At 38.9% G+C, this 26555-nt stretch carries 30 protein-coding genes and 1 pseudogene; 25 read left to right on the top strand and 6 right to left on the bottom strand.

The window, feature by feature from the left end:
• Nucleotides 1–76 precede the first annotated feature (76 nt).
• Complete coding sequence (locus tag BLS49_RS10400; RefSeq protein ID WP_091229427.1) at nt 77–727, top strand: LamG domain-containing protein; 651 nt, start codon at nt 77–79, stop codon at nt 725–727.
• Here the strand turns inward: BLS49_RS10400 and BLS49_RS10395 are convergent.
• A complete protein-coding gene (locus BLS49_RS10395) occupies nt 705–1463 on the bottom strand; it encodes an ABC transporter ATP-binding protein (protein WP_091229425.1) in 759 nt (252 codons plus the stop codon). The two genes, BLS49_RS10400 and BLS49_RS10395, sit on opposite strands and share 23 nt — an antisense overlap.
• Nucleotides 1464–1938: 475 nt before the next feature.
• Between BLS49_RS10395 and BLS49_RS10390 the strand changes: the two genes are divergently transcribed.
• The 3 genes from BLS49_RS10390 to BLS49_RS10380 all read left to right on the top strand — a co-directional run bounded on the left by BLS49_RS10390 (nt 1939) and on the right by BLS49_RS10380 (nt 3795).
• Entirely contained in the window at nt 1939–2532 is a 594-nt protein-coding gene (locus BLS49_RS10390) for a hypothetical protein (RefSeq protein WP_091229422.1), read from the top strand.
• Between the two features lie 288 nt (nt 2533–2820).
• Nucleotides 2821–2904, top strand: coding sequence for a helix-turn-helix domain-containing protein (locus BLS49_RS25770; RefSeq protein ID WP_425432140.1), 84 nt, complete (start codon nt 2821–2823; stop codon nt 2902–2904).
• A gap of 480 nt (nt 2905–3384) precedes the next feature.
• Nucleotides 3385–3795, top strand: a complete 411-nt coding sequence (locus tag BLS49_RS10380) for a hypothetical protein (RefSeq protein WP_091229420.1) — start codon at nt 3385–3387, stop codon at nt 3793–3795.
• 7 nt (nt 3796–3802) lie between these two features.
• On the opposite strand, the gene BLS49_RS10375 is transcribed toward BLS49_RS10380, so the two are convergent.
• Together BLS49_RS10375 and BLS49_RS10370 are read right to left on the bottom strand one after the other, a co-directional pair.
• On the bottom strand, nt 3803–4192 hold the full coding sequence (locus tag BLS49_RS10375) for a hypothetical protein (protein ID WP_091229416.1): 390 nt from the start codon (nt 4190–4192) through the stop codon (nt 3803–3805).
• 67 nt (nt 4193–4259) lie between these two features.
• Entirely contained in the window at nt 4260–5075 is an 816-nt protein-coding gene (locus BLS49_RS10370; RefSeq protein ID WP_091229413.1) for a helix-turn-helix domain-containing protein, read from the bottom strand.
• A gap of 113 nt (nt 5076–5188) precedes the next feature.
• Between BLS49_RS10370 and BLS49_RS10365 the strand changes: the two genes are divergently transcribed.
• From BLS49_RS10365 to BLS49_RS10355, 3 genes are all read left to right on the top strand, one after another.
• Complete coding sequence (locus tag BLS49_RS10365; RefSeq protein ID WP_091229410.1) at nt 5189–5389, top strand: hypothetical protein; 201 nt, start codon at nt 5189–5191, stop codon at nt 5387–5389.
• Between the two features lie 450 nt (nt 5390–5839).
• A complete protein-coding gene (locus BLS49_RS10360; RefSeq protein ID WP_091229408.1) occupies nt 5840–6946 on the top strand; it encodes a C45 family autoproteolytic acyltransferase/hydrolase in 1107 nt (368 codons plus the stop codon).
• A gap of 38 nt (nt 6947–6984) precedes the next feature.
• On the top strand, nt 6985–7848 hold the full coding sequence (locus BLS49_RS10355) for an AraC family transcriptional regulator (protein WP_091229405.1): 864 nt from the start codon (nt 6985–6987) through the stop codon (nt 7846–7848).
• A gap of 347 nt (nt 7849–8195) precedes the next feature.
• On the opposite strand, the gene BLS49_RS10350 is transcribed toward BLS49_RS10355, so the two are convergent.
• A complete protein-coding gene (locus tag BLS49_RS10350) occupies nt 8196–8768 on the bottom strand; it encodes a superoxide dismutase family protein (RefSeq protein WP_091229401.1) in 573 nt (190 codons plus the stop codon).
• A gap of 1016 nt (nt 8769–9784) precedes the next feature.
• Here BLS49_RS10350 and BLS49_RS10340 point away from each other — a divergent pair.
• Complete coding sequence (locus BLS49_RS10340) at nt 9785–10567, top strand: DUF695 domain-containing protein (protein WP_091229395.1); 783 nt, start codon at nt 9785–9787, stop codon at nt 10565–10567.
• Nucleotides 10568–10789: 222 nt separating this feature from the next.
• Here BLS49_RS10340 and BLS49_RS10335 read toward each other — a convergent pair whose 3' ends face one another.
• Nucleotides 10790–11257, bottom strand: coding sequence for a tyrosine-type recombinase/integrase (locus BLS49_RS10335; protein WP_091229392.1), 468 nt, complete (start codon nt 11255–11257; stop codon nt 10790–10792).
• Nucleotides 11258–11587: 330 nt separating this feature from the next.
• Here BLS49_RS10335 and BLS49_RS10325 point away from each other — a divergent pair, with 330 nt between their 5' ends.
• Together BLS49_RS10325 and BLS49_RS10320 are read left to right on the top strand one after the other, a co-directional pair.
• Nucleotides 11588–12157, top strand: coding sequence for a hypothetical protein (locus BLS49_RS10325; RefSeq protein ID WP_091229385.1), 570 nt, complete (start codon nt 11588–11590; stop codon nt 12155–12157).
• Nucleotides 12158–12480: 323 nt separating this feature from the next.
• On the top strand, nt 12481–13068 hold the full coding sequence (locus tag BLS49_RS10320) for a nucleotide-binding protein (protein ID WP_091229381.1): 588 nt from the start codon (nt 12481–12483) through the stop codon (nt 13066–13068).
• A gap of 314 nt (nt 13069–13382) precedes the next feature.
• On the opposite strand, the gene BLS49_RS25255 is transcribed toward BLS49_RS10320, so the two are convergent.
• The gene (locus BLS49_RS25255) at nt 13383–13532 is read right to left on the bottom strand and encodes a DUF3797 domain-containing protein (RefSeq protein ID WP_281243730.1); all 150 of its coding nucleotides are present in this window, start codon (nt 13530–13532) and stop codon (nt 13383–13385) included.
• Nucleotides 13533–13611: 79 nt separating this feature from the next.
• On the opposite strand from BLS49_RS25255, the gene BLS49_RS10315 reads away from it, so the two are divergent.
• From BLS49_RS10315 to BLS49_RS10250, 15 genes and pseudogenes are all read left to right on the top strand, one after another.
• The gene (locus BLS49_RS10315; RefSeq protein ID WP_091229377.1) at nt 13612–14160 is read left to right on the top strand and encodes a hypothetical protein; all 549 of its coding nucleotides are present in this window, start codon (nt 13612–13614) and stop codon (nt 14158–14160) included.
• A gap of 487 nt (nt 14161–14647) precedes the next feature.
• Nucleotides 14648–15091, top strand: coding sequence for a GNAT family N-acetyltransferase (locus BLS49_RS10310; RefSeq protein WP_091229373.1), 444 nt, complete (start codon nt 14648–14650; stop codon nt 15089–15091).
• Between the two features lie 249 nt (nt 15092–15340).
• On the top strand, nt 15341–17698 hold the full coding sequence (helD, locus tag BLS49_RS10305; protein ID WP_091229369.1) for an RNA polymerase recycling motor HelD: 2358 nt from the start codon (nt 15341–15343) through the stop codon (nt 17696–17698).
• Nucleotides 17699–17745: 47 nt separating this feature from the next.
• A complete protein-coding gene (locus tag BLS49_RS24810; protein ID WP_175471373.1) occupies nt 17746–17913 on the top strand; it encodes a hypothetical protein in 168 nt (55 codons plus the stop codon).
• 71 nt (nt 17914–17984) lie between these two features.
• On the top strand, nt 17985–18146 hold the full coding sequence (locus BLS49_RS24805; RefSeq protein ID WP_217640051.1) for a hypothetical protein: 162 nt from the start codon (nt 17985–17987) through the stop codon (nt 18144–18146).
• A 197-nt stretch (nt 18147–18343) separates the two neighbouring features.
• A complete protein-coding gene (locus tag BLS49_RS10295; protein ID WP_091229363.1) occupies nt 18344–18733 on the top strand; it encodes a hypothetical protein in 390 nt (129 codons plus the stop codon).
• A 130-nt stretch (nt 18734–18863) separates the two neighbouring features.
• A pseudogene (locus tag BLS49_RS10290) lies at nt 18864–19300 on the top strand (GNAT family N-acetyltransferase).
• Between the two features lie 104 nt (nt 19301–19404).
• On the top strand, nt 19405–19977 hold the full coding sequence (locus tag BLS49_RS10285; protein ID WP_091229361.1) for a histidine phosphatase family protein: 573 nt from the start codon (nt 19405–19407) through the stop codon (nt 19975–19977).
• An 18-nt stretch (nt 19978–19995) separates the two neighbouring features.
• Nucleotides 19996–20529 carry a DinB family protein gene (locus tag BLS49_RS10280; RefSeq protein WP_091229357.1) on the top strand — a complete coding sequence of 178 codons (534 nt, stop codon included), beginning with the start codon at nt 19996–19998 and terminating at the stop codon, nt 20527–20529.
• A gap of 42 nt (nt 20530–20571) precedes the next feature.
• Entirely contained in the window at nt 20572–21642 is a 1071-nt protein-coding gene (locus BLS49_RS10275; protein WP_091229354.1) for an undecaprenyldiphospho-muramoylpentapeptide beta-N-acetylglucosaminyltransferase, read from the top strand.
• Between the two features lie 107 nt (nt 21643–21749).
• The gene (gene murI / locus BLS49_RS10270) at nt 21750–22529 is read left to right on the top strand and encodes a glutamate racemase (protein WP_091229353.1); all 780 of its coding nucleotides are present in this window, start codon (nt 21750–21752) and stop codon (nt 22527–22529) included.
• Nucleotides 22530–22558: 29 nt separating this feature from the next.
• On the top strand, nt 22559–23644 hold the full coding sequence (locus BLS49_RS10265; RefSeq protein WP_091229350.1) for a hypothetical protein: 1086 nt from the start codon (nt 22559–22561) through the stop codon (nt 23642–23644).
• A 13-nt stretch (nt 23645–23657) separates the two neighbouring features.
• On the top strand, nt 23658–24092 hold the full coding sequence (locus BLS49_RS10260) for a VanZ family protein (RefSeq protein ID WP_091229348.1): 435 nt from the start codon (nt 23658–23660) through the stop codon (nt 24090–24092).
• A gap of 361 nt (nt 24093–24453) precedes the next feature.
• Nucleotides 24454–25779 carry an SPFH domain-containing protein gene (locus tag BLS49_RS10255; protein WP_091229344.1) on the top strand — a complete coding sequence of 442 codons (1326 nt, stop codon included), beginning with the start codon at nt 24454–24456 and terminating at the stop codon, nt 25777–25779.
• Nucleotides 25776–26516, top strand: coding sequence for a hypothetical protein (locus BLS49_RS10250; RefSeq protein WP_091229341.1), 741 nt, complete (start codon nt 25776–25778; stop codon nt 26514–26516). The genes BLS49_RS10255 and BLS49_RS10250 overlap by 4 nt, the downstream gene beginning before the upstream one ends.
• The last annotated feature ends 39 nt before the right edge of the window (nt 26517–26555 follow it).

The raw sequence follows: 26555 nt of genomic DNA, 5'->3' as shown, positions 1-26555 counted from the left end.
TGAGCATACCTGTTTCAATAGATAGTGATTGACACGCTAACTTATTAGCTGTTAATATTTTCTCAAAGAGAAGTTCGTGGAGCGACAATTTTATATCGATTGTGAAATCGACTGGAAATCCAGAGATTCAATAAGCGGAGGAAATTTATCCCTTGCTTATTGGATCTCTTTTTTTGTTGCCTATGAAATCATCAATTTAGGAGATGAGACAATGAAATATTATCCGGGGCCGGAAGGCTTTCATCATTATGTTACATTTAATGCTAAATTATCTCACCGCATCGAAGCAGATTTTTATCGGAACTCGATTGATCAGGAAGGTACTATTGTAGCGCATGGCGGGAAATTTGGCGGTTGGGCACTGTATGTACAGAATAATCGGCTCGTCTACCATTCCAACAATATCGGGGAACAGCATTACTTGGTAGTGTCCTCAGAGGAATTGCCTGTAGGTCCTGTAATCGTACGATTCGATTATGATGCGAAGGAACAAACGGGAAAACTGCTGATCAATAACCGGCATGTTGGGACTGGAGCAATTTTGAAGGCAGCTGCCATAGTAGAACCAGGGGTTTTCTCCATCGGGAAAAGTGCACACACCGCAGTGTCGGATCAATATGACACACCGTTCGCTTTCAGTGGAGTGCTGAAGGAAGTGCGGTTAACGATTCCTGAATTCGTACGTGATCTCGCCGCAGAGGCAGCTATAGAGTTGGCGGCGGATTAATGACGGCCAGCTGCTCCAGAATAACGGTTCTGAATTCCTGGAATGCCTTGCTCGTTCTTGCACGTGGATAAGGAAGATCGATCGGAACAATGGCTTTGATTCGACCTGGTTTCGCATCCATCACCACAACTTTGGAGGATAAAAAGACCGATTCGTCAATGTCATGAGTAACGAGGACCATGGTTGTTTTGTTAGTCTCCCAAATGTCATGTAGTGCTTCCTGCAGATGAGTACGTGTAAAAGCATCCAATGCACCAAATGGTTCATCCAGCAGCAGAACCTTGGGATTACGCAGCAGTGCTCTGGCAATCGCGACGCGCTGGGACATCCCGCCGGATAATTGACGCGGGTACGCTTTTTCAAATCCTTTTAAATTCACGAGCGCAATTAATTGATCGACTCTGGAACGTACATCAGGATCTTTGAAGGACAGATTGCCAGCGATATTTTTTTCTACTGTTAACCACGGAAATAGCCGATGCTCCTGAAAAATAAAGCCTCTGTCGATGGAGGGGCCATGCACTTCTTGAGATCCAACCATGATTTGACCCTGAAAATCTGAATCAAGACCTGCGATCAGCTTGAGCAAGGTGCTTTTTCCGCAACCACTGGGGCCAATAACACTCACGAATTCCCCCTCTTGAACAGACAGGTCTAAATGATCTAGTACGTGTACATCTCCGTTGTCGTTGTTGAACGTTTTGCTAACTTGGTTAATCTCTAAAGTGGATACCATATGTTTCTCTTCCTTCCTGAATAAAATAAAAAAAGATCCAGCAAGGTGACATGGGTCGTTTCGTCACTCGCTGAATCTCTAGTTTCTCTAGTCGATTCAATGGTTCGTTGAATGTTATTAATTTAACACTTATTATATCTATATTCAACATATAATTCCAACTATATTTATTGGTTAAATATAAAATGGTTTGCGACGGAGTAATTAAGGTAAGGAATAATAAAGGAATAGTTAGAAAATAGATATGAAAAAGGTTAGAGTAAATAATAATGGGCCGCCATGTGGTGGCCTGTTATTTTTGTCTTTTGGTATAGGCATATATGTTAATATCAATATAGTTGATCTTCATCGCTTGGCCAACGACATCCTATGGATTGAAGAGGTCCTAAGGAATGAATTATGAGATATTATAGTTCAATGGAGTATTTCTAAAACCAAATATTGGAATTAACATGATATTGAGTGGAGTGATTGTATGAAAGGTAAAGGTACGGTTGTTATAATTGCTGTTGTTATGCTTGCCCTCGGAATTGTTGGCGGTACATTTATTGCTAAATTGACTGAGGACAAGGATACGATAGATTCAGCAACAACTGTTATTAACGAAAGTTCGATACCAACAGCAACTACTGAAAGTGTGAATAGTCCAAGCAATACATACAATTCTGGAGATATAGTAGATATCGCTAAAGCGAAAATAGCTCCTTTAGTAGTGACGGTCACAGACAGTTTTATGGATGCGGACGGTCATAGCTATGAAATCTTTAATCAACCGGAAGATACAGAAAACAACATTGTTGTTCATTTAAATAAACAATTTTCAACTCTGAAATACTCTGTTTTTAATAAAGCCATTTTAACTGGTAGCGGTTCGGAGGGAGTAAGCATTATATGTGAATCCACGAAAGACGGAGAGTCGATTGGCAATCCAATCCTATCAACAGTAGTGCCAACAGATGAAATTTACCCTTTAGATATCACAGTGGATGTAACAGGCTTAGATTATGTAATAATTATTGATCAAAAGCATAATCTACAGACATATAATTTCAATGCGATAGCTAAGTGATATTTATTCGGGAGGAATATAAGATGTTTGAAAGTGGGTTTTCAAATGACAAGTCAATAATTTGCAAAACCACTTCATATTCTATTATTTCCTTTGTTTTAAGTAGTTGCACAATGGGCAGTGTCTATAAGGAAGCAACTACCTGATACACTAATTATAGGATAAACAGCTAGCAGTCGGAAATGTATAATAATATAAGAGTTTCCATGCAACGCAAGGGATTTCTAAGAATAGAGGTCTATCTATGGAATTTAATGAAAACTGCAACAGCTTAGAAAAGAAAAGTCCATGACACAAGAACAACTCGCAGAAGAATTATTTGTGTCCAGAACTGCAATATCAAAATGGGAAAGCGGAGTTTCACATAGTTAAAGATACCACACTACAACTCACGCTTACCTTGCCTGTGGCAATAAAGCCCGGAGGGCTGATAACAAGAAAAGACGGTATGTACCCCGCAGAGGGGTTGCATACCGTCTTTTCTTGTGGGGGATTCCAAAGGGGCTTACCCCTTGGCACACGACTTTGCGGAGCAAAGTGTAGTGTGTTATACGCTATGTCAGCGTTGCCGTGAAAATGCCGTTGCCGCCGGGGAGGGCAAGGGCATTTGAAGCGGCAGGAAAGCGGGAGGGAATTTGCGGTGTGGAGCCGCAAATGACAGTCCGATTTCATCAGCGGACAGGGTGTATATGAACCCCTCGTCTATCGTCCGAACTTCGGGCCAAGTTGGCCCGAAGTCCCGCAAGGTATCCAGAGGCGTTCCCCCTCTGAAACTCCCCCCACTCGCCGTGTGGCAGAGGTTCCCATGTGAAAGGACATGGGAACCTTTCTGTTTAGTGTGGGCTTCGGCTTATGTCAATGGGCTTTTGCAGCATATGCTCCCTCGCTCTGCTCCGTCCGCTATTCCACATTCCCGTTGACAACGCCTTTCACCTGTTCTTTGGAGGAGGCCGGGGGTGCGGGGGCAGAGCCACCGAAAAAACTAACGATTATCGCAACGTAGCGAAGCCGGTTTTGCCGCAGAATGGAGCGGACGGCAACGAGGCAGGATTTTATCCAGTTCCCCGTTGTCGGCGGCGAAATGCCACGGCAAAAATCCAGACTGTCAAGGAAAAAGGGTGGAGATTTTGCGATAGCAAAATACTACCCGCCTTGACTGGCTGGATAGGCATAGCGGCTGTTTTACGAGCAAGCGAGCAGGAACGGCGAATCAGTTTATATGACCTTTCCGGTTGGTTTTTGCTATCAATTATTTATAAATAGAATTTTTTCAGAAAGGATTAGTTGGATTGGATACAGCATGCCACTCACTTTCACATAAGACATAACATTCATCACTACCATTTATAACATATGATATGCTTGCTTCCCCATTGTTAATGGTAAAGGAATAAACTTCACCTCCATCACTATCGCCTGGTGTGTTTCCTTCTTCAAAGATTTTCTGACGTGCCGAAAGGCCCTCTAACCATGATTTCCATTTCTCAAGGCCATCAGCCTCTAGCGCCCATTCGGTTTCTTCTCCTGAGAGATAGTGACTGACCGTTACTTGTTCAATACTATCGGGAAGCATTTCTATGGAAAAATCATTAGATTGATTTGCACAGGCCGAGAGGAAAGTCAGTATAACCGCCGCAAATATTAAAAGTATTCTTTTCACAATATCACCCCCTAATTTATAATTAGACGAACTTTACACCATTTTGGTTCCTTACTACAAAATCTTGTCATTTTCTCTTCTTCCTGCCCCGCTTTTTGCCCTGCCCTTTCAAATGCTTGGACTTTTGAAGTACCCTCATCATCACCTCAAACTCAATATCTGTCAGCTTGGTATAATCAATTCCCAGCCGCCTGCAATACAGGGCCACCTGTTTCTTCTGTGCGCTCCCTTCAATGCTGGAAACAAACTCTAAATCCTGTTTTAGCTCCTGCACAAAGTCAGTTTCCGGTGCGCTGGTGGTGTCCTGTCTGTGGGCTTCTTTAATGCTTTTAATGATACCGTCCATATCGTCATGCACCACATGACGGAAATATTCGTCCTCGTTAATGTGGGCGGCGTTCAATATGCGGATATGGCGGTCATGCTCGCCGGGGCGGTATTTCTTCTCTATGGTGTCCCTCGCCAGATTGATATAGGCGTTGAGGTTCTGCACCTGCATACTGGCAATGCCGTCCACATAAATTTCAATGTCCGCCAGCAGCTTTACGAAATCCTTATGTACCGCCATTTCACAAAGAAGCCGGGTATCGATGTTCCCGCTTTTCAATAGCTCTATCATACCATCACTCAAATGCAGTTCCGCAAGGTCTGCTTTTGGGTGATTTTTTGATTCCGTCAGCCCCAGCAGATAATCAGAGGACACGCCATAGAAGTTTGCAAGCGTCACAATGCTGGTATGGCTGATGTCCTTGTAATCTTCCACTTCATAGTTGCCCAAAGCGGATTTTGAAATGCCCGTCCGCTGTTCCAACTGCTCCAGCGTCAGGCCCCGTTCCACCCGCAAATCCTTTAACCGTTCCTGTATGGTCAAGGCCACATTCATGGCTGTATCCCGCCAGCTTCCCCTGCGGGTGGTATCCCTTTCGGAGGTAACGGGGCAGCTTGTAACCGCCCGGGGCAGGGGTGCTTTTCCCCGAAGTGCCGGGGAGCGTGCCAATGCTGGGAATTCGAAGTGCGGTTCATGGCGGTGGGATAGCGATGGAGCAAATTGACAGGCGGTATCCTCGGTCACGGAGTTGGGACAGTACAGTCACCGCCGTTTCCTTTGGGGATTTCCCCTTGAAAAATTCCGGGCTGGCGGTACAGAAATGTTTAGCCCAAACTCCGAACTATGATTTGTATTATAAATATTTCTAGATTTGCCGTAACCATACACAAGGCGATGAAAAGTAGCTTTTCTATCCCCCTTCGTTTCAGGTAAGTAATACAAGGTAGTACTGTTAATGAATTAAAATACCTGGTTAACAACTACTTTGAAGCGTGGTAGATGGAATGAGATAATATTACAGAAGTACTTATGAATCAATATGAATTCGTTGAAGACCAAGAAGTTTTTAAAAGCATATAAGCAAAGTTTTGAAGAATACGCCGAAAAATAATTGATGTGAAATGGTTAACATATGAGCCCAAATAAAATATGAGCTAGCACATTACACAGAATACCGCCCAATTAGACAAGATGGGCGGTATTCTGTATCTGGACAGCGGAGCTTCGGGCCAACAATAGTGTTTTGGTAAACAGCAAAAAATATCAAGTTCAAGGTGCAAAATAGATTTATATTATTTGTGAAAGGAACGGTGACATAAATGGAAGAGACAAAGGTATATTTTAAAAATTTAATCGGGACAAGTTATGAAGTAGGAACACAAATAGGAAAATGGATTTTATCTACGCCTGATTTATTGCAGAAAGTATTACTGCCCCCCAACGCCTATCCTCATGACAAATTTGTTGAAATTTTCGATTTATTGGATTGTTATTGCCAAGGTATCAATGAGGAAATCAAAGGTTTTTCAGATACGATTGGAGTTTCCAAAGAACAGGTGCTTTTTTACGCAATGACCTATTTGGAACGAGGGTGTAGCCTAATGGCAGCATTGCCGCAAAAGACCGAAAGCGGCCATACTGTAATGGCAAGGAATTATGACTTTAATGATAAAATGGAAGAAATGTGCTTTGCTTTCACTGATATTAAAGGAAAATATCAGTATATTGGCTCTACCTTAAATTTATTTGGTAGATGTGATGGAATGAATGAACACGGTCTTGCGGTGTGTAAGGCGTCCAACGGTTTACCTGTCGGAAATTTTGAGGGCGGTCAAAAAGCAGGAGTTACAGGATTCAGTTTTTGGATCGTTGTTCGTAGCATACTTGAAAACTGCAAAAATGTAGACGAAGCAATCAAATGGACAATGGATGCGCCCATCGGTTACAATATTAATTTGATGTTGGCTGATAGCCATAACAAAATAGCATTACTTCAATGTGTCGATGGCCATAAGGCTTACAAAATTTTGGACGGAAACACTGATGAAACATACCTTAGTTCCACAAATCATGTGCTATTGGACGATATAAAGCCTTATGAAAAAATGCTTATTGAAAACTCTGTAATTCGCAATGATATGATTATTGGTCTATTTGAAAGAAATAGACGAATTTCAAAGAATAATATAAAAGAACTGCTTTCAACATCATATCCAAATGGGCTTTGTTGCCATTATTATAGTGAATTTTTTGGTACGCTACGCTCTATGATATTTGATACAACTGATAAAACAATAGAAATGACGTTTGGTTCTCCGCAAGCCAATGAATGGCATACTTTTTCTGTTGGAACATTTGACATAAATGAAATGAAAGTGTTGTTGCCGCAAGAAAAAACAAGACCAGATTTTTACAAAATCAACTAATGTAATAAGCATTTATCAAAGAGGAAGAGGGGCCGTCTTTGAATGACAAACAAATAATAGGCAAAGCCATTGTATTTATAGAGAACAATTTATATCAACCGATTGTTTCGAGTGATGTTGCTGAGGCAGTTTCCTATTCCTACTATCACTTTCACCGCTATTTTCACGCTATTATGGGTGAAACAATAGGAAGCTATACCAGAAGCCGACGTTTAACACAAGCGGCTTGGGATTTGGTTCACAGTGATAAAAAAGTGTTAGATGTTGGACTTTCTCTTTATTTTGAAACAGCCGAAAGTTTTACAAGAGCTTTTAAGGATAGGTATTCCATTACACCATCTGAATACAGAAAAAACGGAATAGATGTTTTAATTGGAAACAGGCAATCCGCACAGAATTCTGATAAGACTATCATTACATATGCTGGTTCAACCCCAGAAATCCTTATAATGCCTGAAATATATATCATGGGGATTCGTTTTAAAACAACTGTTTCTGGAAATGAAACTGTTACCATGTGGCAACAGTTTAACAAGAAAGTTCCCCCTGCGCTTTTTGCCAATAAACGATATGGAGTTTTTGAGACCTGTGAAACCTGTTCCGCTGATATATTTAATACCGATAGCGAAAGTATGGCTTTTGTAGGAATTGAAATTTCGGAGAACTATCCTATTTTAAATGATATGCAAAGAAAAAAGTTATGTGGTGGAAAGTATGCAAGGTTTGTCCATAGAGGAACGATAGATACTCTAATACAGACATATCATTACATTTGGGGTGTTTGGTTCCCTAAGAGCGGTTTTGAACTTGCTAATCGCGACGATTTTGAGTGTTATACAGAAAGGTTCACCGAAGCAAATGATAGGAACTCTGAAATCGATATTTATTTCCCCATCGAGTAAATTGAAATTGCGGTTTTTAAGAGCTGTCTTCCAATGGCAGTTATGTGATTGGAGGTCTTTTTATGTTTAAAACACCCACTTATAGGCTAACAAAGGAGCCGTCACATTATCGTGGCGGCTTGGCATAGCTGATGTTCTAGCTCTGCATAATTTCAATAAATTACATCAATTTATGGCCGACTATTGCGGCCGTTTTTTATTCGACACCTTTCGTGCAATTGCGAGTCAACTGTATGAAAACCCATTATGGGAAAGAACTAGAACATTGGCAAAAAATCTTTAAAAGCAAAAGTAGTTGCTGACATCAATCAGGATCATATCACCAGCCTATTCGTTTCGGCCTGCACTTATTGAATAATCGCGCATCCGATTCGATTGCCAGAGTTGCCTGAGGGATCGGTATGCATGTCATCCGGATCCTCGTGAATGATCAGAGCGGTTCCATCACTTTTAAGCAGAGAGTTAGGTACATCTTTTTGCAGCGTTACCGTCGTTACTACGAATTGGGCTTGTGCTTTCCCGTCCGTTCCTGCTACTAAGTTAGATAAGTCACCCGCGTGTTCTCCTGAGGGATTATCATATCCGTGCTGTTTGGCTGTCGGGTTAAAATGTGCTCCGGCTGATTTGAAATCCGGTATTTCGCATTTACCTGTTTCATGTATATGAATGCCATGTAGGCCAGGCTTTAACCCTGAAGCAGTTACATCAATTTGCACTCCTTTCGCTAATTGTGTAAACGTAGCTGTTCCAATCTTATCTCCCTTTTCATTGATAATGTCGCTCATAATCGGTTTCACTGCTCCGGATGATTCATTGGCGGATGTGGTTGTTATTTTACCTATGGCATCCTGGACTTCACAACCTGTTGCAATCATGAGCACAACCATAATAGCTATCCATGTAATTTGTCTTAACTTCATAAATACCCTCCAAATCAATTAATTTAATTGTGTGCTATCATTTAATTATTCCCATTATGTGGTACAGTAAACCTACTATTATTTTTGACACTTCTTCATACAAAAAAGCACCGGATACATGAGTATCTAGTGCTTTAAATATGACCATTATTGTTCTGATATGTTGAAGCGCCTCGTCAAAGGTTTGTTTGCCTTCAATAACAGAGGTTATTTCTTGGGATACAATTTCAATAAGTTCTTAAAGTTTTTTGGCAAAAGGAAATAATCAATAACTTGGGAGGGAGCTAGTCATCATAATGAACCATATTATTAGAATCAATGTAGTCAGTGTACTGTATGCGTTATTTATATTTATTCCGATCGAACTTATGCTTAATGTGTACAGAATTAGTAGAGTGACTGGTTGGGAGATCAAAACCGTAAACAATTTAAATGTTATAGTTCTTATGGTTGATATTATATTGGGTACAGCAATTTTTTATCTATTAACAGCTAAATGGCTAGGTAGAAGTAAATTGAACTACATTAATATTATACTCTGGATACCTTTTTTTATTTTATTTGTTTATATCTTTTCCTTACTGTTCCCAATTACAAATGGTGGAGATGACCCCAATCCAGTTACAGGTTTAATAGCGATAGGAGCGTTATTTCTATATCCCATATATATTTTATTTATTAATTTGATAAGTATGAGTATAGATAATAATTAATTTAACAACATTTATTTAGATAGCTTGAGATTGTTAATGTAAGTAGTGAACCAGCCTAAGATATTAGCTTTCTATGCGGGGCCGTTTCGTTAAAAACATCGGGAAAAATTCAATAGAGGGAGTTAAAGCAAAGTTTTTTATTAATAATGAAGATACTATTTAAGGATTTGAGATCAATGGAACCACTGGATGTGCAGAATAGTTATCTTACATAACAACGCGGTAGGAAATTAGTGGATATTTGTCGAATAATTGATTGTGTGGCTTTGAAATTAAAAGTTTGTTAGGCGGGGCGGTGCAGAAGTGTCAGACAATTGGAATACTTACTTTACTTTCATCGATAATAAACCAGCTTCATTGTTGTTGGATTTGGAACCATGGGAAAATGGTGATAACGAATTGTTAGTCCATTTGTATCGGCTTAGAGTTACATTAAATGAACCGAATGAAAATGGACTTACTTGCGAAAAAGAAGCAGAAGTTTTGTATGGTATTGAGGATTCAATCCATGATTCCTTAGATAGTAATTATATGTTTGTCGGAAGGATCACCACCGATGGTAGGAGAGATTTCTTTTACTATACGAAATCTGTGGATGGAAGCAAATTGGAAAGTCTTGCCGGAAAGTTTCTGACAAATTATAAGTACGGTATTAACCGCATTGAAGAAAAGAAGCCAAGAGCCTTTTATCATGAGTTTCTATATCCAAATAAATCCGATTGGCATCGAATGGCAAACAGACAGTTGGTAGATAAACTTATTGAGCTTGGAGATAATTTAGAAAAATCTCGAACAGTGAATCACTGGATTTACTTCAGCTCCGAAGAGTCACGTAATTTTTTTAAAGAGAAAGTTCTAAAAGATGGATTTCATATTGAAGATCAGGTTGCTCAGGATAATAAGTATTCATTGAGAATTTCCAGAAATGACTTTGTTCAAATTCATTCTATCAGTGATGTAACCGATTATTTAGTAAATGTGGCACAAGAATTTGATGGAGATTATGATGGCTGGGAAACTAAAGTAATTAAAGAACAAGAAGGTTTTTCGAATAGGTTGAAAAGAATTTTCAAGTCGAAGAAATAGTTTGAAATAGTAGCTCAGACAACAAATGACCCAGCCTAAGATAAGAGCTATCTAAGTTTGAACCCTTACTACTACAGGGTTTATAGGGGATATTGCCCACAACTTGCCCACAAAGTTATAGCAAATCCCCTATTAGGCTGTCCAACTTATCGACGTTCGCACGTCTACGCGCCTCGGTCACATGGAGGTAAACTCGGGTGGTCATTTCATCTTTCGAGTGGCCTAGTGCTTTCGTATGTCATCGAGTGATACACCGACTTCAGCACTGAGACTTATATAGGTATGACGCAAACCATGTGCAGTAATAAATTTACTTATAAAACCAGCTGATATAAGTGCTTTATCTAACATCTCGTTTACTCTAGCTGGTCTCAGTGGGTATCCTGGTAATTGCTCGGTAGGGTTTACAAAAACAAATTCTCTACCATCTTTATTTTTGTGATATTTGGGTCCGATCATTAACCGAAAGACTTTTACATCTTTTATTTGTGCTTCGATAACTCCTGCGACTCTTTCGCTAATATCGACTAATCGGCGCGATCCTTTAGTTTTAGGAGGACCAATTTGATAATTGCCTAGACCATCTTTGTCATACAGTGTAGCGCTAATTCTAATCTTTAACTTGTTACTATTAATCTTCCTTGGCTCTAGTACGCTAAGCTCTCCTATACGAATGCCCGTGTGCGCCATTATATAAATAGCTCTTACAAATTGCCGCTATTCAAATGCTTCGCTTGGAGAAGCAGCTTGTTCAGCTTTTTGCTTGGCTGCAGATATTACCTTAGCCAGTTGCTCCTTGGAAAATCAATGATGCCAACTTAATCGGAGAAATGAAGACTTTCGTCCGTAATAGGGCAAGAAAACCACAGGCTATGGGCAAGGGGACGGTTGGCGGGTGCAAAGATGATAGAGTTTTAGGGTATGGTATAGCCCATCAGATGAGATTACGACGTCCTCCTACTAATAAACGTGTGATGCTTCCAGGCATTGGAGGTGTTACAATAAAGAGGAACTGAAAAAATGCAGCAATACTATACCGAGAGGAAGGATACTATGAGCATCGTTCAATATCTTGATAGGCTTGAAGGAAATAGTAAGAGGCACATATTATTGATAGTGGCTCCAAAGGGCAAGTACCCGATTAACTTTTTAGATGAAGACTATCATTCGTTCGAGAGATCAATCCTTCAAAATCCCAAAGGGTACATTAGTTTGTACGGTGATGATCCAAATGAAATAATGCAGTACGTAGCTTTCAGAGAGTATATTCGTCCTTCAATTTGTGATAAATACAGCCTCGTCTATAAAACAAAGGAGAAAGTTAGAAGGGCTACAAAGGAAGAAATAACCAGTTTTATTGTCGCAAAAAGCTTTTTTGATACTGTTCCAAGCGGATTGAAAACAGAAGAAGAATCCATAGAAGATGGATTAACTCTAGCAGATGATTTCTTGAATAAATTTTCATTAGATCGATTCGAGCATACCTTGGTTAAACTCGGAAAGGACAGCGACGAGGCTAATGTTGTAATAAATATTTCTTTAAAAAACAATACAGACGAGTATTATTTTGAACGTGTTTACATTCGATAACATCGCAGTATCGACGTAATAAACTGATGATATTATGTATTCAAATATAAATAAATGATTAATAAGAGGTAAGGAAAATTTTCCTTGGCCTCTTTTCTTTTATAAGGATATTTAATTGTTCATCGGTTGAAGATGAAAACTCTGGATCTGAACTATATGGTCAGGTCGAAGAGATGTTGTAAGAGAACATGAGTACTTATATCCTCATTACTGATAAGTACCCTCTAATTAATTCGTAAGTATACTCTTGTTTTTTATGTGGAAGAATGTGGGTTTCGACTTTATAATAGATTCCGAGTACATAAGAAATCGGAGGATAGGTCATGAAACCCAAAATATTCATAGGCTCTTCTGTAGAGTCAAGAAAGATTGCTTTTGCTATACAAGAAAACTTAGATTATGATGCTAATTGCACTGTATGGACTCAAGGTGTCTTCGATTTATCTCAAACTGCATTAACCAGTTTGTTGAATCAAGTGCACACAAACGATTTTGCTGTGTTTGTATTTGGACAAGATGATATTACCAAAATGAGAAATCAGGAGAAGTCGACTGTCCGAGATAATGTAATATTTGAAACAGGACTTTTCATCGGCGGAATTGGAAATGAGAGGGTTTTCTTTGTCTCTCCATCAGATAATAGCGACTTACATTTACCAACTGATTTACTGGGGATCACACCAGGTAGATTTGACAGCACTCGCGATGACCACACTGCAGCATTAGGTTCATTTTGTAATCAGATCCGCAAGCAGATTGAACTTCTTGGCCCAATTAAAAAAACTACTGAAAAAGAGGAATGGGTTGATACAAAGGCGACGATGAAAGTTAGCAACTACACTGATGAACATAAAGAATTTGATAGAAATGTATGCTTAAAAATCAAAGAATTTGCCCAACCAATTTTTTGACTGATTCATTACCTCTTGTTGCCCTATATTTATAAGCTAGGAAGTCATATAGTATTTGTTTGAGAGTTTCTTGCATAGTTTCTATCACCACCGTTTTTAAGAAAATAAAAAAGCCGCCTACGGGTGACCTAATTTCTCTTTGATGTATGACCATGTTTCAAATATACAAAGAAGGGTTAGAATTAGTGGAATTAACCAGAGCTTGTGATACCAAGGCATTTTATTGAATATCGTATATTGTAATCCCATAAGCTATCACTCCTTCGGTTATGATCTTGCCTTTTTACTATTATTTGCCATCTCCTTTAAGGAGATCACCCCCCCCTTTTATTTATGATCTGATTTCCATTCTTATCTGTTATTATTTCAAACCCGCATTTGCAACTTCGGATAAATATATCATCTTCAATAATGAGTTTACCTTCTCCATTTGCTATATACTCATTGCCGAAATCTGGATATATTCTTATAAATAACTATAATTTGGATAGATTATTTTCACCTTTTTTGCTAGAATTTAGGTAAAAAAGTGGGGTGCAAGCAATGAAATCAAAAAGTTTTGTCTTACTGTTATCGATCATTTTTATTCTAGTTGGGTGCAATTCAAAGTCAGGTTTATCGAAGAGTGACATAGGGATCAAGAAGGCGGATGACAATAAGACCAAGGTAGTATATGGTATGAGCCGAGTAGATGCAGAAAAGATATTAGGAATAGGTGAAAAATCTAGTTTTGGGTATGATTATGAACACGGCGTGAAAGTGCTCTACCGCGATGATAAGGTGGCAGGGGTTATTTTGGATGAAGAGACTAAAGGTATTTATGATGCAATAGGTGGAACAAAAATAGGGATGCTCAAAAGTGAAGTAACCGAAATATATGGGGAAGGTTATTTATCTGAAGAAGCTGGTAACACTAATCTAAGATACTATTACGATACAGTTAAAAAATCGTTTTTGAAGGAAGAAGAATTGGCTAAGGATAACGAAGAGGACTATGAAAAGGTCTTAGCATTATTCATAGAATTTGATGATAACGGATATGTTGATAGAATTTCATTGACGGATCATAGAATGGCGATGTTTTTGAGATAGACTTTGCAAGTTCCAGGATAATCTGCTACTATATACGCATTCCTTATTAACACTATTTTTCTACTCTTTGGCACGCGCCGAAAAGAGCATTCTAAGTATTACTTTTCACTGATGTTATTATTTCGTTGGTGAGCGTGCCGAGTGATAGGCATTGGGCAAATATAAAGCACCGCCAATAATCTGGCGGTGCTTTATATTTGCCCACAACTTGCCCACAAAAGACAACCTCTTTTGCGTGCTTAATAAAACTTGAAGAAACGTTAAATATGCGTAGATAAAGGGTTTCATGATTTTAGAACGAATTAAATATACACATTAACTTAAGAGCTATCTAAGGCTGGGTCATTTTGTGTATATGAGAAAAGTAAGTTGCTATTGCATAAGGATCTGGCAATGATAGGTATATTGAACGTTAGAAGAAATGAATACAATATGCAATATTTTTATAGAGGTAAATAAACTATCTTAGATTGGAGCATCTATTTAAATGATAACAATAAGACAAATAACAAGGGACGATTTAAAAGACTTAAGTCAACTATACGATGATCTTATTGATAAGAAGACAAATTATAAAAAATTAGTTGAAGTATTCGAAACAATAAAAAGTAATGATAACTATTATATATTAGGAGCTTTTAAAGATAGTGAATTAGTAGGTTCAGTTATGGGGATTATTTGTCAGGACATTGTAGGGGAATGCAGACCGTTTATGGTAATCGAGAATGTCATAGTTTCAAATCATATTCGCAGACAAGGGATTGGAAAAAAGCTAATGGCAAAGATTGAAATAATAGCTCGGGACCGAAATTGTTATTATATTATTTTTGTGTCTGGTGGACAGAGAAAGGAAGCCCATGCATTTTACGAAAAGTTAGGATTTAAAGATGAAAAAGTCGAAGGATATCGAAAACATTTTTTTGAAGATTAAGTATATCGGACCTGTTTTGCTACGCTGCACTTAAGACAGTGAGAGTTCGTGAAAATGTCAATCATCGCAGATCACGGCGTTGACGGGGCTTGAATGAGCTTGTTTTTATTGATAAACAAAAAGAAGCGTGCTATATTAGTATAGCATGCATACATTTCGTTTGTATTAATTTAAAATATCCCTAACTTTATTGTACAAAAAAAACCAACCTCAGTCAACCCCTATTTTTTTGAAAAAGGAGTGCTTTTAATGGACAAGGAACTTCGTCAGGAGCAGGAGCGTTTGATTCACGTCATGGACATCCTCGCCGAACAAATCGGCATGGTGGAGGAAGATGCCGCACGCCAAAGGAAAGAGGTCGTTGATTTCCGTAAGTATTTTTGGGAGGACGTTACTGTCAATCAGGATAATTTCGATGATCTTCTTGAAACCATTATCAGCTTGCGCCAGCAGGCCGAGGTGCTCTCGCTAAGCCAAAGCAGCCACCGTCAATCCTCCAAACGCCTGGCTTCGCTGCGCCGTATGCAGGAGAATCCATACTTCGGACGAATCGATTTTGCAGAAGACGGGTTACCGAAAGCGGAACGAATTTATATCGGCGTTTCCTCTCTGATGGACCCTAGCGGGAACGATTTTCTAGTTTATGATTGGCGGGCGCCAGTTTCTAGTGTATATTACGATTTCACCCCTGGCCCGGCTGAGTATACAACGCCCGGCGGTACGATTCGCGGGGAGCTAAAGAGGAAATGGCAATATCTCATTCGCCGCGGACAGATCGAATCGATGTTTGATACCTCTTTGACGATCGGCGACGAGGTCTTGCAACAGGTGCTTGGCCAATCCGCAGACAAACACATGCGCAGCATTGTAGCGACCATCCAACAGGAGCAAAATCGGATTATCCGGCATGACGACGGTCGTCTGCTTATCGTCCAAGGCGCTGCCGGCAGTGGTAAAACCTCTGCCGCCCTACAGCGCATCGCTTATTTGCTATATAAATACCGTGATCGAATTACGGCTGATCAAATCGTTTTATTTTCGCCGAATGCGATGTTTAAAACTTATGTCTCCAACGTGCTTCCCGAGCTCGGGGAAGAGAACATGCAGCAAGTGACCTTCCAGGAGTATCTGGATCACAGGTTAAGCGGCACGTATGAGGTCGAAGATCCTTACGGACAGCTGGAGTATGTGCTAACGGCTTCGGATGACCCCGAATATCAAACTCGGCTGGCTGCCATCCGGTTTAAAGCATCTGTGTCTTTTTTCGAGTTGATCCAGGCCTACAGGTCATCGTTGGAAAAAGGCGGCATGCGGTTTCAAAGTTTGCGATTCCGGGGGGAAACACTGGTTTCCGCTGAGGAGATGGAGAAAAAATTCTACGGAGAAGACGCCTCCTTTCGTTTTTCGGGGAGGATCGAGTGGCTGGCAACGTGGCTGAATGAGCGAATCAACGAAGCCGAGAAGCTGGAGCGACGCAAGCCGTGGGTACAGGAAGCGATCGAGCTGCTCAGCAATGAGCAATATGAACTGGCCTATGCACGTATTCGGAAAAAACTGGGCCTGAAGGAAGATTCAGAGGAAGATGTCGAAGGGGATCACCTTACCGCGGAGCTTACGCGGATGATCGTGCGGAAGAAGTTGAAGCCGTTGCGCGAAGAGATCTCAACGCTGCAGTTCGTCAATCTGACTGACATTTACAGGAGGTTATACGAGGACTCGCTGCACATTGGGCCATGGCTGGAGGGGAAAGTTCCGGATGCGTGGGCTGACATTTGCCAACTGACGGTAAAAAATTTGGACGAAGGCAGGCTATCTTACGAGGACACAACCCCTTTTTTACTGCTGAACGAGCTCATTCTTGGATTTCAGAGTAACGTTTCGATTCGACACGTCCTCATCGATGAGGCGCAGGATTATTCGCCGCTCCAATTCGAGTTCATTAAAAGATTGTTTCCTGCGGCGAAGATGACGGTACTTGGCGATTTTCACCAAGCAGTTTTTGCCCATGCCGCTGAAGCGGTTGATTTCGACGTGCTGACCCATCTTTATGGGTCGGACCAAACGGAGGCAATCACCTTGCAACGAAGCTATCGGTCGACCAAACCTATCGTCGAGTTTACGCGGAGCCTTATTCCCGGAGGTGAAGTGATCGAGCCATTTGAACGGAACGGAAACAAGCCGGTGCTGACTGTGGTGACAGATCACGAGGTTTTGCACCGCAGCATTTCGGACCAAGTTGTCGAGTTGAAGTCACAAGGCTATACCACGATCGCGATTATCTGCAAATCCGCGGCAGAAAGCGCGGTCGCGTTTAAGGCTTTGAGCGGAATCGACGAGCTTAAGCTAGTGACTCATAACTCGATCGAATACAAGCAGGGCGTGGTAGTCATCCCGGCTTATTTGGCTAAAGGCATCGAATTTGACGCGGTCCTCGTTTATGATGCTTCGACACGGGTTTATGGATACGAGAGCTTACGGCGGTTGTTTTACACCGCCTGCACCCGGGCTATGCACCATTTACAGCTGTATAACGTCGGAACGGTAAGCCCGTTGTTGGAAAGAGCGATCTCCGAGGGACGTGTGCAGGTAGATGAAATTTGTCATTGATATTATATTGGTGTAAGAATGCTAATTTTAGAAAGAAGGATACTTTCATGGAGATATATGAATTAATAGAGAAATCAAAAAAACCATTGTTATTTGAGAAGGGTAGTTCACAAATGTGGATTGATGAGTATATATCACAACAAATGCTAGAAGCTCATTTAGATCCAAACACAGATGCAGCAAGCAGGAATCCGGCTAGCCACATTTGTGTTTGAACTCTAATTATTGGTATCCAGAAGAACGAGTACATTTACAACAAACCATCGTTGTAGAAGATCATAAAGATATGCAGGTCTACAATATTTGGGACAAGACATACACTGTTGAAGAGATTTCTTCATTACTTAGCCGTACAGGCTTTGAAGACATTGAATTTTTTTCAGATGTAACTGGAAGAGCTTATGAAGAGGAGACAGAAATATTGACAGTAATCGCTCAGAAAAAGTGAAAAAGCTTCGCCTAACATCGTATTCATGAAGCAGGTCTATCGCCTTTTTGATGTCAGATGTATAATCATGGAAGAAGATAACCTAGCAACACAGACGCCCATCGAAGATAATAACTATCTAAGGTGGGCGTTCGTTGTGAAACTCTGAATGTTAAGGATGAAACCATAAATTCGATTTATTAGATATAGGGGGACATATGAAAAAACTCATAAGTGCAAAATTATCAGGTAATATACTTGTTACTTGTTTGATCCTGTTGTTTATTTTTCATGTACTCCTGTTAGTAGGGATGATCCCCAATGATATTGTATGGGGTGGGAAAATAAGCAATCCTGAATCCTTAATAATTTTTGAATCTATATCGTTGCTTTTAACATTGTTATTCATTTTAGTTATCTCAATAAAAATCGGTTATATAAAGAAGTTTAGAAAAATCAGCAATTTTGGTGTATGGTTTATATTTGCATATTTTTTGCTTAATACGATTGCGAATTTTGCTTCCGATGTTTCAGCTGAGAAACTAATGTTTGGGCCAATAACAGTAATCGTGACTTTTTTAACACTCCGATTAGCAATTGAAAAGTGATAATTTATGGAGAGTACTTTTTCATGAATGTATGGATATGACTTGGATTTCAACAAGCTAGAAAGTTTGGATTAGAATTAAAACAATTCGATGTGCCAGATGGAGTATTTATGGTAATAGGGGGACATCTATGATCATTAAAATGACACATAAAAATATTAGGGATCTTAACACGCCAAATGAGAGCTTTAATGTTATTGGCCGGATTATTCCTAAATACGAAAACGACACTTGGACATATACAGAGGAGATATTTTCTGAACAATATATTAAACAATATGACCATGTGGAAATCGACATAAGCTATATTGATGAAAAAAGCAAAGCTGTTTTTTTATATTATAATGACGATAACTGTATTGGACGTATTATGCTTAGTTCTCATTGGAATGGCTATGCTTTTATAGAGGATATTGCTGTCGTACAAAATTGGAGACATAAAGGGATCGGAAGGGCTGCCGATTTTATGCTAACAACTATTTTGTGATCGGTGGAGTTGATAATTTGTTATATTCAAAATTTCCGACATGTAATGAAAAAGCAATTTTTTGGTATCGAAAATTTTAGTCATGTATAAATAGAAAAAGGCAAAATGAGTGAATTCGATGGAGTTAATAGAAATCTTGGTAGGAACTGTGCACAAATGAACGTAAGATATTTCTGGAGGAATTATGAATACATACATTTACATGATTAGACATGGTGAATCGCCTAAAACTGAAGGGAACGATAGTACTCGTGGGTTAACGGAGAAGGGGAAGGTGGATGCAAATAAAGTAACTGAATTATTAAAGGAGGAAGGTCTGAATATTTTCATTTCAAGTCCATATAGAAGAGCTGTTTTGACGATAGAGGAGTTAGCTCATTTATCAGGTAAAGAAGTAATAATATATGAGGATCTTAAAGAACTACTGTTTTCAAATGAAGATAAGATAATACCAGATCAGGAATTGTATCCTGCCGTGCAGAAGATGTTTTCTGATCGGAATTTTTCGTTACAAGGTGGAGAATCTGTTACTGATTGCCAAAAACGGTCAGTAGTAGTTTTGAAAGAAATACTAACAGAATTCAAAGGACAGAAAATAGCATTAGGAACTCATGGAGCTGTTATGACGTTAATGATGGGTTACTTTGATAGTGATTATGATTATGAGTTTTTAATGAAGACTTCAAAACCAGATATATTTAGACTGGAATTAAAGGATGAACAGCTAATTGAAGTAAGAAGAATATGGACTGAATAAATTTGGAGGTTTGTAGCGATGGGGTATGTGGAAGAGATTATTCGAACGATGAATACTGAATTAAACAGAATTCTCACTTGCCTAGATATGTTGTCAGAGGATCAAGTATGGTATCGTTTTAAATCAAACATGAATTCTATTGGGAATCTCTGCTTGCATCTTGCGGGTAATGAGTATCAGCATTTTGTAAGCGGAATTGGGAACAATTCTAATGTAAGAAAAAGATCAATGGAATTTACATCTGATAGACTGTACTCAAAAAATGAGTTAAAAGAATTGCTAACAAGGACTAGAAATGAATCAATGAGTATCCTGCAAAATGTCAAGGTAGGAGATTTAAAAAACCCAATTAGAGTAAATTATTCAGTGGATGATTGGACCTCAATGCAGGATAGAAGTTCAGAAGAAGCCGTTGATCCGGGCTATACAAGAGATTTACAAATCATTTTATATCAGGTATGTGAGCATTATGGTTATCATACAGGTCAGATCGTTGTATTAACAAAGCTTATAGTGGACTCCAGTAATTCGATTTCGGGGTATAAGCATTAGTTAACAATGCATTGTTTAATAAAAATGATGTGGGTGGTAATGATGTCCAAGCGAATATTATTTACCGGTGGTGGTTCTGCAGGGCATGTGACTGTTAATGTAGCTTTAATTCCTAAGTTTGTTGATATGGGCTGGGATATAAAATACATGGGTTCAGCACAGGGTATAGAAGCAGAGCTTATACAGAAACTTGGAAATGTTGAATACCTAAGCATTTCAACGGGAAAATTAAGACGGTATATTGACAAGGAAAACTTGAAAGATCCTTTTCGGGTAATAAAAGGAGTCTATCAAGCCTATCAACTTATAAGAAAAATGAAGCCCAATGTAGTTTTTTCAAAAGGTGGTTTTGTTTCGGTTCCTGTAGTTTTAGGAGCTTGGTTGAACCGGATACCTGTTATTATTCATGAATCAGATATCACTCCTGGATTGGCTAATAAAATTTCTATTCCTTTTGCTTCAAAAATTTGCGTAACCTTTCCTGAAACCAAAAAATATATTAAGAGTGACAAGGCGTTACATGTTGGGGCAATTATCCGAGAAGAGCTTATGCACGGGAGTTCAATTAAAGGATTAACCCTATGTAACTTTACAAGAAATAAGCCAGTCATCGTTTGTATGGGAGGAAGCCTTGGATCACAACGAATTAATGAGATACTTCGCAGAAATTTGCATCATTTAATTGATAAATTTCAGATTGTTCATATATGTGGTAAGGGACAAATAGATAATTCGTATAGCGTTTATCGTGAATATAAACAATTTGAATATGTACATCATGAATTGGTTGATATTTTAGCAATGACTGACATTGTTATTTCACGTGCAGGATCAAACTCGATCTTTGAGTTTCTATCACTAAAAAAACCGATGTTGTTAATACCTCTATCAAAAGAAGCGAGTAGGGGAGACCAGGTTTTAAATGCGTTATCGTTTAAGTCATCTGGTTACTGTGAAATTTTACTGGAAGAAAATATGGATGATGATACTTTTAATGAAGCAATTCGAAATGTATTTGATAAGAGATATGCAATTATTGAGAGGATGGAAAGCAGCGAAAGCACTAATGCAGTTAACAAAGTAGTTGAGCTTATCACAGCTATTGCTAAGTAAGTTAGGTAGAGAGGGTGATAAATATTAGAATTTCAGACATACTGTTTGGTGGGTAGACGAACAAGGATCATACCAGCTGCAAAATTTATAGATATATAGGTGAACACATGTCAAAGAGAATAGCTTTTTTTGATTCAGGTTTGGGTGGACTAACAGTGTTATCAAAGGCTATGGATGAGCTGCCTAATGAAGATTTTCTGTTTTTTGCCGATACGCTTCATGTTCCTTATGGTGTTAAAAAAACAGAGGATGTGAAGAGATTCATTCATCAATCTATAGAGACAATTGTTAAGGAAGATGTAAAAGCTGTAGTAATCGCTTGCAACACTGCTACAAGTCTGGCTATCACCGAGCTTAGAGACAAGTATGAAATTCCTGTTATTGGTATGGAGCCAGCAGTAAAGCCTGCCGTTGAAATCAATCGACCTACTGGTAAAAGAGTTCTGGTATTCGCTACAGCGATAACTTTGAAGGAATCCAAGTACATTGACCTGGTGCGTCGTGTAGATGACATAAATATAGTTGATTCTTTGCCATTACCTGAGCTTGTAGAGTTTTGTGAGGCATTAAACTTTGATAACAATGTAATCAACGATTATTTTCTTAAGAAGCTAGAAAACTACGATTTGAATGAATATGGGACAGTTGTGCTTGGCTGCACGCATTATCCATTTTACAAACGATTTCTAATGAAATTGTTGCCGAAACATATACAGATCGTGGATGGAAGTAAAGGAACAATCAAAAGGTTGACTCAAATATTAAATGCCAATTCAATATGCAATTTGAGTGGGAAGCATGATGTTAAATTTTTGTGCTCAAACCACTCTGAGGAGTACTTGAGAAAAATGAAGACAGCTCTCGACATTTTCAGAGATATAACCTGATCACGAAAGCTTTGGAAAAGGGGAAAAGGATGAAGCAAGTCATTATGAAACGAAAACATTTGCGAATAGTGATATGGATATTTTCATTGCTCTTGTTGCTTTTGCTTCTCTACATAGGAAAAATAAACGGATATTCGTTAACAGAACGTAATGTTATCCGGAATTCATATCCATCTATAGAGGGAGAAGTCATTTACCAACAAGAATTTAACAACAATAAAAAACTAGTCGTTTGGAAAACGGAACAAATGAATTATGCAAAGCTGGTAGAAACTAAATGGGGTATTTTTCACCGTGTATCAGCTATCTCCGAGTTAAGCTCAAGCGAACCAAATGATCCAATCAAACGAACCTGGTCAGCTCACTTAAATTCTAAAAAGAAGTATGACACTATCTTTGCGGCGGAAGTTGTAAACCCGGATATTAAGAAAGTAATAGTAAGCAACGACCAAATGGATGATCTTATCCCGGAGGACTTAAATGAAATCAGGGGGAATTCTACACTTGTTATAGAGTTAAATGTAAAAGATGGGTTTGCAGCTTCCTACAATGAATTGAATAATGGCGATGTAGGTAATTTTGTATTTAGAGGTCTTAATGAAAAGGGCGAGATCATAACTGGTATAAAACCTAGTGAACAACCTAGTGAACAATCTAGTGTTACCCCAACACCGCAGGAAGATATCCTGTATACCAACAATAAATTGGGATTCTCATTAAGGTTTCCTATCTCGTGGAAAGACTATTATAGTATTGTAGATCAAGATAATGAGACAGGAATCGACGTGTATTTTATTGGTAAAAGTATGGCGAGTAAAAATGAAGATGATGAATATTCGACTGTAAGAGGCTTGTATTTATTTTCTATAGCATCGGAATCATCGATCTTGGATTCTATGGACTCTTTAGATAGCATATCTGAGGTTGGAACCTCTCAATCAATCAAATATGTATCATATACAGGAACGGATTGTTCCATTTGTATTTTGAATGACACAGTGGTTGATGCAGATGTTAATGAACAGAACTTAATGAGCAACGATTGGACAAAGGTAACAGAAATGCTAACGGATAAGGATGCTGTAATTCATTCTTTTGAATCTATTAATAAATAATACGGGAGTTCCCATGAAAATCATAATTAAAAATGTTGCCATACTGGGTTTAATTGGTTACACCTTTCTGTTAGCTTATTGGATGATCTGGGGATTTGGAAGAGAGCCTCGGTCAGATTATATGTACAATATCATACCCTTCTCTACGATTAGTCATTTCCTTCAGATGGATAGATTAAGCGGGGCCAAGATCATTAATCTTGCTGGAAACATAGGTGTTTTTGTACCATTCGGGATTCTGATTCCTTTGATTTTAAAGCGAGGATTAATCAGATCATGGATTCTATTTTTGAGCGGGATTTTAATTTTAGAGACAACACAGCTGCTGACAAGAAGAGGGAGTTTTGATGTTGATGATTTTATTTTAAACTCAGTGGGCTTTTTGATTGGTTATGGTTTATATAAAGCGGTAAATTATTGGGCCGGCCGGAGGGGAACACGATTATGAAGCTGCATTATAGGGAATCCGGAAACAAGGAAGGTTCTCTTATCGTTTTTTTATCGATATTTTACAAGAAAATATGTCGTTTCAGATTCCTGAAAACTTTAATAAAGCAAAGTCAAAGGTTCTCGTCACTGTAGGTGCACATGAGAAAAAAATAATGACATGTCGGACATGGAGTGCCGCTCTCGGAACCAGAATTTCTTAACGAGATGGTTAATGCTTGGATTCTTGATAGAGAGCTTCCAGATCGACTTTTACCTATCCAATGACTTGACCCTCCATTTTACGAAATTCCAAAAGCAGGATATTAGTAGGGGATGTAGAATTAAGTAGGACAAATTATTCATAAAGTGAGGATTTAGAAATGGCTATCATAGATGTAATTAAGTACGATGGCTCACCTGACGTATTTGCATGGAAGCATCCGGAAAATGAATTAGGAACATGGACACAACTTATCGTTAATCAATCTCAAGAAGCGATTCTCTTCAAGGATGGAAAAGCTCTTGATTTATATGGTGCTGGACGTCATGCCTTAAGTACGCCCAACATTCCGATATTGAATAACCTAATTAATTTGCCTTTTGGGGGAGATTCTCCGTTTGCTGCCGAGGTTTGGTATGTCAACAAAATCAGTGCATTGGATATCAAATGGGGAACAGCCAGTCCTATACAACTGCAGGATCCAAAATATAATATTATCGTGCCAGTTAGAGCATACGGACAATTTGGCATTCAAATTGAAGATTCTCGCAAGTTTCTACTCAAGCTTGTTGGCACATTGCCTGTATTTGATCAAGAAAGATTAGCCGAATATTTCCGTGGCCTTATTAGAATGAACATTAATTCTATGCTCACCTCTTATTTAGTACATAAAAAAATTAGCGTGCTTGAAATAAATGCTTTTATTCCTGAAATGTCCAAACACTTTGAACAATTAATTGCTCCCGAGTTTGAGGAATACGGTATAAAAATCCTAAACTTGTATATCCACAATGTGAATTTGCCAGAAGATGATCAGTCTGTAAAGAGATTAAGAGAAGCTTTGGCTCGTAAGGCTGAGATGGATATTATCGGCTATAACTATCAGCAAGAGCGCACATTTGATACATTGGAAGGTGCTGCTAAAAATGAAGGAAGCGCGCAGGCGGGTACGATGGGTGCAGGTCTAGGGTTTGCTATGGCATACGGGATGGGAGGGACTTTCGCTAGCGAAATGTCTCAATTTTCTAAGGTAATGAACACTAACGGTACGACTCAATCTCTTATTTGCACAAATTGTCAGCATGAGAATCCTGCGGCATCGATATTTTGTAGCAGATGTGGTGGATCGTTAGCAGAACCACCTAAGGTTACTCCACCAACAGCAAAACTAGTAGCTTGTAACTCGTGTGGATCACCTCTACAGCCGGGCTCAAAATTCTGTGCTAATTGTGGAGATAAATATCATTCATGTCCAAAATGTGGAGCAGATAATGCTGAAGATAGTCAAGTATGTGTAGTCTGCAAAGAAGCTTTACCACGGCAGTGTCCAAAATGTGGTCAGCAAGTCATGGGCGATACTAAATTTTGTGGTAATTGTGGTGAGGATTTGGTTCAAAAATGTAAAAATTGCGGGCATGAAGTAAAACCAAATCAGAAGTTTTGTCTTGAGTGTGGAAGTAATCTTCTTGAAGGGAGTGCGAAATGACTTTTAAGCACAGCGGAATAAAAATTGTAACAAGTATTTACGTGATCGCATTGATTACGACAATGATGATATTTTTTACATTGCTGGGCGACTCCTTAGTGTTTTCGTCCTTCTGGGTATCCCTTATTGCGATACTTATTGCCGAGACAGCTATTTGGTATTATAGTATTTTTGTGATTGGCCATGTGGATGATGTTAAGAAATCGGTTCCTGGTTATATGGCCATCGGGGTTGTCGTTGTTCTCTATTGGTTGGCCGTAATTTTGTATTCATTTTTTAGGGGGATCGCTCATTTTGCCTTGGGATTGTATGTATCTGTTCATATTGTGACTCTTGTTACTGCAATTATTCTTTGTGGGTTATTAATATTATTTATTCGTTACAACGGGAAGCACGAACAAAATACGAAATTTCATATCGCACAGCTTTATGAGATTGAATCTGCTTTAAAGCAGGTACAAATAAAAATGAAATCCGTCCATTCTTCACAAATGGAAGAGCTTAATGTCCTGATTGCCCGACTTATTGAAAAAGTTCACTATAGTGATCCCGTTACTCCAGATTCACTCTTGTACATGAATCAACAGATCATGAATAGTATAAGCACATTGGATATTGAAATTACTGCGGCATTATCAAGTGATCATGAAATTGCAAAAACTGTGATCATCCAATACATAAATGATATTCAGGATCGTCTTGCTGCACGAAATGAACAGGTATTGATTTCGAAATAATAAATAGAGAGACTTGGCATAGGAGGTTTCATAACACAA

It is taken from the genome of Fontibacillus panacisegetis (genome assembly GCF_900102215.1).
In the GTDB taxonomy this organism is placed as follows: Bacteria; Bacillota; Bacilli; order Paenibacillales; family Paenibacillaceae; genus Fontibacillus; species Fontibacillus panacisegetis.
Note: the sequence above shows the minus strand (reverse complement) of the source record. Positions and strands in the feature narration are given on the sequence as shown.